Origin of the sequence: Calothrix rhizosoleniae SC01 (genome assembly GCF_900185595.1) — a bacterium.
Taxonomy (GTDB): Bacteria; Cyanobacteriota; Cyanobacteriia; order Cyanobacteriales; family Nostocaceae; genus Calothrix_A; species Calothrix_A rhizosoleniae.
Map to the genome: position 1 here is coordinate 1 of NZ_FYBH01000377.1, position 10,274 is coordinate 10,274.

7 protein-coding genes are annotated in these 10,274 nt (G+C 40.2%); 3 read left to right on the forward strand and 4 right to left on the reverse strand.

The features are described 5' to 3' along the window. Window positions 1-558: 558 nt before the first annotated feature. Window positions 559-1,281: a 16S rRNA (guanine(527)-N(7))-methyltransferase RsmG gene (gene rsmG / locus CALSC_RS22945; RefSeq protein ID WP_200817725.1), complete on the forward strand. Its 723-nt coding sequence runs from the start codon at window positions 559-561 to the stop codon at window positions 1,279-1,281. Window positions 1,282-1,413: 132 nt separating this feature from the next. Here rsmG and CALSC_RS22950 read toward each other — a convergent pair whose 3' ends face one another. Together CALSC_RS22950 and CALSC_RS22955 are read right to left on the reverse strand one after the other, a co-directional pair. After that, the gene (locus CALSC_RS22950) at window positions 1,414-2,592 is read right to left on the reverse strand and encodes an AGE family epimerase/isomerase (RefSeq protein ID WP_088243561.1); all 1,179 of its coding nucleotides are present in this window, start codon (window positions 2,590-2,592) and stop codon (window positions 1,414-1,416) included. A 110-nt stretch (window positions 2,593-2,702) separates the two neighbouring features. Further along, window positions 2,703-3,350 carry an HAD-IB family phosphatase gene (locus CALSC_RS22955; RefSeq protein ID WP_088243562.1) on the reverse strand — a complete coding sequence of 216 codons (648 nt, stop codon included), beginning with the start codon at window positions 3,348-3,350 and terminating at the stop codon, window positions 2,703-2,705. 343 nt (window positions 3,351-3,693) lie between these two features. On the opposite strand from CALSC_RS22955, the gene mutS reads away from it, so the two are divergent. After that, complete coding sequence (gene mutS / locus CALSC_RS22960) at window positions 3,694-6,348, forward strand: DNA mismatch repair protein MutS (RefSeq protein ID WP_088243563.1); 2,655 nt, start codon at window positions 3,694-3,696, stop codon at window positions 6,346-6,348. A gap of 48 nt (window positions 6,349-6,396) precedes the next feature. Here mutS and sbcD read toward each other — a convergent pair whose 3' ends face one another. Next, a complete protein-coding gene (gene sbcD, locus CALSC_RS22965) occupies window positions 6,397-7,638 on the reverse strand; it encodes an exonuclease subunit SbcD (protein WP_088243564.1) in 1,242 nt (413 codons plus the stop codon). A 469-nt stretch (window positions 7,639-8,107) separates the two neighbouring features. Between sbcD and CALSC_RS22970 the strand changes: the two genes are divergently transcribed. After that, a complete protein-coding gene (locus CALSC_RS22970; protein WP_088243565.1) occupies window positions 8,108-9,631 on the forward strand; it encodes a hybrid sensor histidine kinase/response regulator in 1,524 nt (507 codons plus the stop codon). Window positions 9,632-9,980: 349 nt separating this feature from the next. Here CALSC_RS22970 and CALSC_RS26745 read toward each other — a convergent pair. Then, the coding region (locus tag CALSC_RS26745) for a hypothetical protein (RefSeq protein ID WP_159460679.1) at window positions 9,981-10,274 on the reverse strand (294 nt) is incomplete at its 5' end.

Sequence of the window (10,274 nt, forward strand, 5' to 3'; positions counted from 1 at the left end):
AATAAGTAATAAGTAATTTACGCGCCAGTCTCTTGGAGTGTTGAATAGTTTGGGCACAAGAGTGACAAAATCTGCAAACTGTGCTAATAATTCATAGTATCGAGTTAACTAGTAGACAGAGTGTGAGGTAAATTCATACTATTTAGCTGGATCAAAAAGAAGCCTCACATCTCACAGCGAAGCGGGAGTGTAAAATAAATTTTTGGGCAATGACGAATTTACCCAGAACTAATTCAATCCGCAGGATTGACAGGGCAGGGGTAGGTGAGGAAATGCCAATTATGGTAGGATCATAAATGTAGGTGTAACCCAATTAAATGCAGCAATGCAGCCTACTGTGAAAATAATTTTTCTACACGAGACCGTACAAGACCGTGGGGCACACGGCTTTCAAGCTCAGTTAATGTCCTCATAGAGGAGTCCCTGAGAAGCCCACACTCAACCGTTGGCGCAAGCCTGCCCGAAGGGCTTAGGGGAGTGTGTGGAGTATGTCACGAATGAGACTCAGTATTGTGCTTATAATCTGTGAATAATCCTATTTTGCCTTCTTTGCCAGAAATGGCGGATATATGGCAACAAACACTTAATTGGCAACCAAACAGCCAACAGCAAAGTCAATTCCAGCACTTGTATGAATTAATCCTACAAGGGAACCAGAAGCTGAATTTAACTCGTATTACTGAACCTGAAGAATTTTGGGAAAAACATTTATGGGATTCTTTAAGGGGAGTTGCACAATTACTAGGTGACTCAAGTCAAAGTCCTAATGGTAAGAAAATATCTTTGATTGATATTGGTACAGGTGCAGGTTTTCCGGGTATTCCTGTAGCTATTGCTGTTAGAGAAAGCACTATTACATTACTGGATTCTACTCAGAAAAAAATGCAGTTTATCCAACAAATATTGCCAGAATTGGGATTAAATAACGTTACCACTATTACTGGTAGAGTGGAAGAAATAGGTCAAAATCACAAGTATAGAGAACAATATGATGTGGCTTTAATCAGGGCTGTAGGTAATGCCTCTGCTTGCGCTGAATATGCTTTACCATTAATCGAAAAAGGTGGTTTAGCTATAATTTACCGAGGAAATTGGTCAACGGATGAAACAACTGCTTTGGCAAGTGCGGTTAAACAGTTGGGTGGTGTTATTGAACACATCGAACAATTTACGACTCCCCTCACCCATAGCATCCGTCATTGTTTATATCTGAAGAAGGTAGCAAATACACCAGTTAAATTTCCCCGTGCTGTAGGGATACCTAGTCATAAGCCTTTGTAGAGGAGCGAGGGAGTGAGGGAGTGATGGAGTGAGGAAAGTGTGGGAGGTGTGGGAAGTGTGGGAAGTGTGAGGAGATGAAATAACTAACCATCAACTATCAACTATCAACTATCAACCATCAACTACCAACTATCAACTATCAACTGAAAATTGTTCAAACTCCTGCCAACAAAGATACATCGCTCTTGGTACGTGAAAGCAACCTTTCCATTTACCACCTTTGAGGTCTAGTAGTACTTCTCCTCGACGATTGAGATAACCAAACCACTCCCTATTTTCAGGATCGGCAAAGTTTGACCAAGTATATTCGTGCATTTTATCATACCACTCTCTGCATATTTCCCGACCTGTGAGCCTATAGCCCATTGCCAATGCAACTAAAGATTCTAAATGTACCCACCATAATTTTTGATCCCATTCCAATTCTTGGGGGGGGTATCCTTCTATATCCATGAAATAATATAGTCCGCCATACTCTTTATCCCAAGCGAAATCAAGGATATTCAATACCACATCAATGGCTTGGTTGATTAGTTGAGTATCATGACGACGTTGGGCAATATCCATGATAAACCACATGGCTTCAATTCCATGACCCGGATTAATCAGTCGTCCTGCAAAACAGTCTAGATAGGAGCCATCAGGGGTAACATTTTCTAGCATTAACCCCCGTTCTGTGTCCAGGAAATCTGTCATTACTTCTCTTACTGTCCCATCAAGAACTTCCTCTAAGGTGTCGCTTTCCAGTAGCCACGCCATTTCTAGGGATAAATTAGCTAAAATCATGGGTACAGCCAAAGCTTTCATGGAACGAGTACCGGGATAGGCTTTATTGTATTTGCCTTTGGGGTTTGATTGGCGACGTAAAACGTTGTTATAAGCTTGCAAGGCTATATCTTTTGCCCATTCTTCATCAGAAGCTAAAGCATACTGACTAAACGCCATAGCTGCGAAGCAGTCAGAAAAGATATTGTATGGTTGCACTAAGGGTTTACCATCACGAGTGAGAGCAAAATACCAATTACCCTCCCCATCCCGTCCATGTTGGGCTAGAAAGTTTGCACCATGAGCAGCAATTGTCAGCCAATCTTGCCTTTTTTCTACATGGTTGTAAAGCATGGAAAATAACCATACTTGCCGATTTTGCAGCCAAATAAATTTATCTGTATCGTATACATTACCCTTTCTATCCAAACAAGTAAAATAACCGCCACATTCCCAATCTATGGAATGCTGTTCCCAAAAAGGGATGACATTTTGGAGCAGGGTATTTTTATATAGTGCAGCTAGTTCTGGAAAGTTTTGTGTCATTGAGTCATACTTGTTACTTATTACTTGCTGGCTCACCAAATCAGGGCACGGCATGGTTGAGATTGTTTGTGTAAAGAAAAGATTGTGGATGCCATGCCCCTACGGAACTGTTAACTGGGGATTATGGATAATATTTCCGCCAAATCTTGAATGAAATAATTTGCTTGTGCTTTCACTTTTTCTCGCACAGCATAACGTCCAAATCCGATGAACATATTCACTCCTGGTTTGGTTTCTAAATCGCTGACACCATCACCCACAGCCACCATGAGAGTAGGGGAATATTGGTTACGGATTTTGTTGACAATCTCTAGTTTACCTCCAGAGCGGGTTGTGGGATAACTGCGCTCGAAATCTTGATAACTTCCATCTGGGTTAAATAATAGTGGTACAGCTTCTATGGCTTCGATTCCCAGATATTGGGCTAAGGGTTGAATTGCTTGTACATAACCAGCACTTAAAATAATGGGCAACCACCCCTTTTGTTTCAGGGTTGCGATCGCAGATAATGCACTTGGCTCCACTGTTTGAATGTATAATTCACCAATGTTGGTGACTTGTTCCTGGGTGGGTTTAATAATTTCTAGTCGTCGTGCAAATACGCTTTCCAGGGGAATTTTCCCTTCCATAGCTGCATTTGTCATCTCTTCAATCTGTTGACGCACCTCATCCCCTGCGATGCGAGCTAATTCATCAATCCCTTCAATACTGCTGAGGGTGCTATCACAATCAAAAATAATAACTTTACTAGAAACCATTAATGAAACCCTGTATTTTTCCTGAGTGGTTCGCTTAATTATTTATCAGAATAATTGCATCTGGGAGAATTTTATATATAAATGCCGTTCCCTTTCCCCTCCAAGATAAATAGCACGAAATTAAAGCAACTTCCCACACTCCCCACACCTTCTACACTTCCTATTAGTTCAAAGTTTGAGCCTTATCTTATGTCCATTCCCATCTGAGATATTGATTCCAGGGAAAGCCAAAAAATATGAGGAAAATTATCCAAACATAAATAAACCTTAAACCAGAATACAAATACCTCTAATAACGCGATATCATCGTATTTTGTCAGCTTGCATTCTTTCCCAGGCATCTATGGCGGCTTCCTACTCTGCGTCTTCCTCTGCTAGTAACTCAAACAATAGCAATGATAATATCATCTCCGATACTCGACAGGTAGATGTAAGTAAGCTCAGTCAAATGTACCAGCATTATGTTGAGGTTAAGCACCAGCATCTCCATGCAATATTGCTGTATCGGGTAGGAGATTTTTTTGAATGCTATTTTCAAGATGCTGTGATATTAGCTCAGGAATTGGAACTTGTCCTGACTAGCAAACAAGCGGGGGATCAAGGACGGGTAGCAATGTCTGGTGTCCCCCACCACGCTTGGGAACGTCACGCCACTTTGTTGGTACAAAAGGGCTATGCTGTGGTAATTTGTGATCAAGTAGAAACATCTGCCGAAGCTGCGGGGAGGTTGGTGCGCAGGGAAGTCACCCGTATTCTTACCCCAGGTACTTTGCTGGAAGATGGAATGCTGAAAGCAAGTCATAATAACTACTTGGCAGCTGTGGTAATTGCTGGGGAAAATTGGGGGTTAGCCTATGCAGATATCTCTACTGGGGAATACTTGACTACCCAAGAAAATGGCTGGGAATTGCTTACCCAAGAATTGATGCGCTTGCAGCCAGCAGAGATATTATTTCCTACCAATGCTCCCAATTTGGGCAGCTTTTTACGCCCTGGGGAAAAATCAGATGAATTACCCGAATATCTACCAGCTTCATTTTGTTATGCATTGCGATCGCAAATTCCTTTTTCCTTGGGAGAAGCAAAGTCAAGATTATTACACAAATTCCAAGTAGGCTCTCTGGAAGGTTTGGGTTGCGAGCATCTCCCTTTGGCAGTTAGGGCAGCAGGGGGTCTTTTAGAATATTTATCAGAAACCCAAAAGGAAACTTCTGTCCCCCTCCAACCTTTACGTACTTATACTATTACTGACTTTCTGATTGTAGATTATCAAACTCGTCGCAACCTGGAAATTACTCAAACAATCCGCGATGGTAGCTTTCATGGCTCCCTATTGTGGGCATTGGATAGAACCAGTACTGCTATGGGGGGACGAGCTTTACGTCGCTGGTTATTGCAACCCTTACTGGATATTCAGGGGATTCAAGCAAGGCAAGATACAATTCAAGAATTGGTGGAAAATACTTCCTTGCGCCAAGATTTACGGCATTTATTCAAGCAAATTTATGACTTAGAACGGCTTGCAGGGAGAGCCGGTTCTGGTACTGCTAATGGTAGAGATTTAGTGGCTCTGGCAGATTCCCTATCTAAGTTACCAGAATTAGCTTATTTGGTGGATGAAGCTAATTCTCCCTTTCTCAAGGCTTTGCAAAAAGTGCCATCGGTATTGTCAGATTTAGGTAGCAAAATCCGCAGTTATATAGTTGAGTCGCCACCAATCCAGATTAAAGAAGGGGGGTTAATTTGTGGGGGAATTGACAGCTTATTGGACGAAAGAAGGGCAACGGTGGAGTCAGATAGACAATGGATTGCTAATTTAGAAGTCGATGAGCGAGAAAGGACGGGAATTAGCAATTTAAAGGTGGGATTTAACAAAACCTTTGGTTACTATATTAGTATTTCTCGTGCCAAAGCTGATCTAGTTCCCGATAACTATATCCGCAAGCAAACCCTAACCAATGAAGAACGCTACATTACTCCAGAATTAAAGGAAAGGGAAGCAAGAATTTTGTCTGCACGGGATGATTTAAACCAGTTGGAGTATGAAATTTTTGTGGCGTTGCGCGAAGAGGTAGGTAAACAAGCAGAGGTCATTCGCCAACTATCTCGGGCGGTAGCGGCGGCGGATGTGTTGTGTGGTTTGGCTGAATTAGCAGTGTTTCAAGGTTACTGTCGTCCGCAAATAGTCCGGGGACGGGATATTATGGTGATGGATGGCAGACATCCAGTGGTGGAACAGTCCTTACCTGCGGGTTTCTTTGTCCCCAATTCTACTCAATTAGGTAATGTTAACAAGGGGGATGTAACAGAAAATTCATTTGTGGAGCAAAAACACGATTCATCCTCTACCCCTGATTTAATTATCCTCACTGGACCAAATGCTAGTGGTAAAAGTTGTTATTTAAGACAGGTAGGGTTAATTCAGTTGATGGCGCAGATTGGTAGTTTTATACCAGCTAAGTCAGCAAAATTGGGGATATGCGATCGCATTTTTACTCGGGTAGGGGCGGTGGATGACTTGGCGACTGGTCAATCTACTTTTATGGTGGAAATGAATGAGACGGCAAATATTCTCAATCATGCGACTTCTCTATCTCTGGTATTGTTGGATGAAATTGGTAGGGGAACGGCAACTTTTGATGGGCTTTCGATTGCTTGGGCGGTAGCGGAATATATTGCTACGGATATTTGCTCCCGGACGATTTTTGCTACCCATTACCATGAGTTGAATCAGTTGGCGGGTATCTTGTCGAATGTGGCTAATTATCAGGTGACGGTGAAGGAATTACCAGACAAGATTATCTTTTTACACCAGGTACAACCAGGGGGTGCGGATAAGTCCTATGGGATTGAAGCGGGAAGGTTAGCAGGTTTACCAGGGGTTGTAATTACTAGGGCTAAACAGGTGATGGGGCAGATAGAGAAACATAGTAAAATTGCGATGGGGTTGCAAGAATTGGAACACGGATTAGATGGATTTAAGGATGAGACGGATTAAGGAATAAATGGATTAAGAAATGAAACGAATTGTAAAGATAGATTAATTTCAAGGTTCTAATAAGGCTTCCTTTTCGTTAGCGAGTAAACCATGGGCTGCTTCTACCATGGAAGCTGCTATATCTTGCAAATCTTGACGATTATTTAAATAAGTTTGTAAGGCATCTATGGGATCGATACTATTACATGCACTTAGTTCTGGAATCCGGGGTCTAGCTAATTGGCTAATTAATTCCGGTTGAATGGTATAGTTATGAGCTATATTCAAAGCCTGATGCAATTCTGGAGTATCAATTAAATCCAACTGCTCAGAACGGATTTTGTAAATTAATCTCACCACAGCATCTTCAATATTATACTTGGCGATCGCTTTCATAATTGCGGCTTGGGGATCTTCTTGCTGAGATATATCTACTTCAATGGTGCAAAAACTACGTACAGCCAGGGGACAAAATTCCCACTCCACCTTACCCTTTTCTAATTCAATGATGACATAACCCTTATCCTCCTTCTCTTCGCTGAAGTCTACTCGTTCAATACTTCCTGGATAAATAATTGGGGGATCGTTGGTTTTATTTAAATTCTGGTGGCGGTGGACATGACCTAATGCGACATAATCAAAACAAGGTCTTGTCAACAAAGATAATGGAAGAGTAAAACCTTTACCTACTGCTAAAAAACGCTCTGCTCCAAAAGAAGCATTATCCGTCATCAAATGACCTAAAAGGATAGTTGGCACATCGGGGTCAAGGCGGCGAATTTCCCCTTCCAATACCAATCGTAAGCGTTCGACTAACAGCTGATTGATTTCAGCTAAAGACATTTTATGGGTTTCCTGCTTAGTCATCAATGCCGAACGAGTCAACCAAGGTAAGGTAACAACCTGCACTAAGCCATTATTAGTTTGGATCGAGTGAGTTTTTAACGTATCCCCTACTACAAAACCAGGTACTCCCAATGTGCGGTAAATACATAGGCTTGCTCCCCCTTGCCCTTGGGAATGTTGGTCATGATTTCCCACTAGTAACACAGTTGGTATACCTGCATCTACGAGGCGACGAAACTGACTGGCAAATGCTTGTTGTACATAAGGTGGTGGTGTGGCATCGGGGAATGCATCTCCTCCAAATAAAACCATATCCACCGGGTCTGCTAAGGCTCGATCAATACATCGAGACAAAGTATTGACAAAATCTTCTAACCGTGTATTTAATCCAGTCTCAGGGCTAATACGTCCGTGGGAGAAGCCACTCCCCATGTGGATATCGGAAAGATGGAGGATTTTAATCATAATATTCAGGACTTAAATCTACACAAGCCAGAATTTGGGGCAATTATAGCTGATTTTGGGGCTATTTTGAGATGATTAGTGGTTTGACCCACTATAATACATCATTTATGCCAATCTTTCATCGAAATGGATCAGTTAGGCTTGATTTGAACTGTATTGTTTCTGAGCTAGTTGAATAGATCCTGGGAATGCTGACGTTAATTAACTAAATATATATTTATTTATTTAAAATGTTTATTTAAATAACAGCAAATTTTCTAAGGTAAATATCATTGTTCCTACATACTTTTGTTATGGAGTCAAGATTATTTGTTATACTAAACTTAATATAGATATAATATGTTTCTGAATCTATCCATAGGACTAGATAGTGGCAAATTAAAGAATTTTATCAAGTAGAAAAATATATATTTACACCATCAGCCCATTATCTTCCATTCATTAACTTATATCAATTAAAGGGGTATAAATGGGAAATGAAAAAGAACTCGAACTATTTTTTGAATTATCTTTGGATCTTCTATGTATCGCTGGCTTAGATGGCTATTTTAAGCGTTTAAATCCGGCTTTTGAAAAAACTCTTGGCTATTATCCAGAAGAACTCTTGGCAAAACCATTTCTCACATTTATTCATCCAGAAGATAAAAAATCTACCCTAGTAGAAATGGAGAAACTAGCCATCGGTAACCCAAGCATCCATTTCGAGAATCGCTATCTTTGTAAAAATGGTGAATACAAGTGGTTATCTTGGACAGCTTTCCCTTTTCTGGAAGAGCATCTTATCTATGCTGTTGCTAGAGATATTACTGAAAAAAAACAACTAGAATCTCAGCTTTTTCAAGCACAAAGGTTGGAAAGTATTGGCACTCTAGCTGGGGGAATTTCCCATGATTTGAATAATATTTTGACTCCAATCTTAAGTATTGCCCAATTGCTACCATTAAGGTTAATAAATATTGATGAACATACTCAGAAAATTCTCAAAATATTGGAAACCAATGCTAAGCGTGGAGCAGACTTAGTGCAACAAATTTTGTCATTTGCCAGAGGTATTGAAGGAAAAACAACAATTATTTTGATCCATTATTTAGTGCAAGAAATAGAGCAAATTATCAAAGGTACATTCCCAAAATCTATTGAAACAATAGTAGATATTTCTCCAGAGCTTTGGCCAGTTTTAGCTGATGCCACCCAATTACATCAAGTCCTAATGAATTTATGCATCAATGCCAGAGATGCTATGTTAGAGGGAGGAACTCTGACAATTTCTGCGGACAACATCTTAATTGATGAAAATTATGCCCACATGAATTTAGATGCCCATGTTGGTTCTTATGTAGTTGTTAAAGTAAAAGATACGGGTAAGGGAATTTCTCCCAAACAGTTAGATAAAATTTTTGATCCATTTTTTACTACTAAAGATAGAGGGAAAGGTACAGGTCTGGGTTTATCGACGGTGATGGGCATTATTAAAAGTCATGGTGGTTTTATTAATGTAGATACTAAATTAGGGCAAGGAAGCACATTTACATTTTATTTACCCGCGGTAATTAATTATGAGGCGGAACCAATAGAAGATAAACAACTCTATCAAGGACAAGGAGAATTGATTCTAGTTATTGATGATGAATTAGCAATTTGTGAAGTTATCAAAACATCCTTAGAAGCCCATAATTACCAAGTCATTACTGCTGGTGATGGAGTTGAAGCTTTAGCTTTGTATGTTGAGCAGCAACAAGATATTCAAGTCGTATTAGTAGATATGATGATGCCTGTTATGGATGGCACACTCACTATTAGAACTTTAAAAAAAATCAATCCTAAAATTAAGATTATTCCTATGACTGGATTAAAAACTAAAGAATTAGTTAATTCCATTACTAAGGATAATGTGCAAACAATTTTATCTAAGCCATTTACAACGGAAGATTTGTTGTATACTTTACACCAAGCTCTAGGATTTAATGATATCAATCACCAAAATAGGGAGTAGGAAGTAGAGAGTAGGGAGTAGGGGAAGAGGAAAAATACCCTACTCCAGGTGTTTTGTTCGCAAAGCGTGTCCGGTAGGACATAGCCCCCGGATTTATCCGTGGAAAGTTAAGAAAATTTGGGTGGAGAGGCGCAAGCCCGACAGACGAAACATCAACATTAAATCCCCTACTTTTAAGTATAGGGCATCCCTACTCTCACGCCCCTACTCCCTACTCCCTCGTTAATGAGTTTATCTTCAGGGCAAAGTATTTGTATTTCTACAATGTGATATGGGTGCATTATCGTGGCGATAACGCACCGAAAAACAGGTTGAGATTTTGCGGAAAGTTGAGCCAGTTACTTTGATATTAGATCTTAACTAATACCGCACTAGTAGAATAGTTTTGCCGACGACTACCATCTGTAAAATTTGTAAATTGGCGTACAGTCATCCTTCTTCTACCTCTACCTCCAATGTAAAAAGTTAAGAATTTTCTGGCAAATCTCTTGTTGTATACAGTAGTTCCATAAACGTGATCTCTGTCTCTTATACTTCTACCATAGGTAATTAGACGACTGTTACCCCAGTTACAATCTCTGGGAGTACATGAACCAAATACTTTTACAATCAATCTTCTACGGGGACCTCTTCTGACAACTAC

Bases quoted from the DNA above. Each gene is read 5' to 3' on its own strand.
- rsmG (WP_200817725.1), top strand. From the start codon at position 559: ATGGCGGATATATGGCAACAAACACTTAATTGGCAACCAAACAGCCAA.
- CALSC_RS22950 (WP_088243561.1), bottom strand. From the start codon at position 2,592: ATGACACAAAACTTTCCAGAACTAGCTGCACTATATAAAAATACCCTG.
- CALSC_RS22955 (WP_088243562.1), bottom strand. From the start codon at position 3,350: ATGGTTTCTAGTAAAGTTATTATTTTTGATTGTGATAGCACCCTCAGC.
- mutS (WP_088243563.1), top strand. From the start codon at position 3,694: ATGGCGGCTTCCTACTCTGCGTCTTCCTCTGCTAGTAACTCAAACAAT.
- sbcD (WP_088243564.1), bottom strand. From the start codon at position 7,638: ATGATTAAAATCCTCCATCTTTCCGATATCCACATGGGGAGTGGCTTC.
- CALSC_RS22970 (WP_088243565.1), top strand. From the start codon at position 8,108: ATGGGAAATGAAAAAGAACTCGAACTATTTTTTGAATTATCTTTGGAT.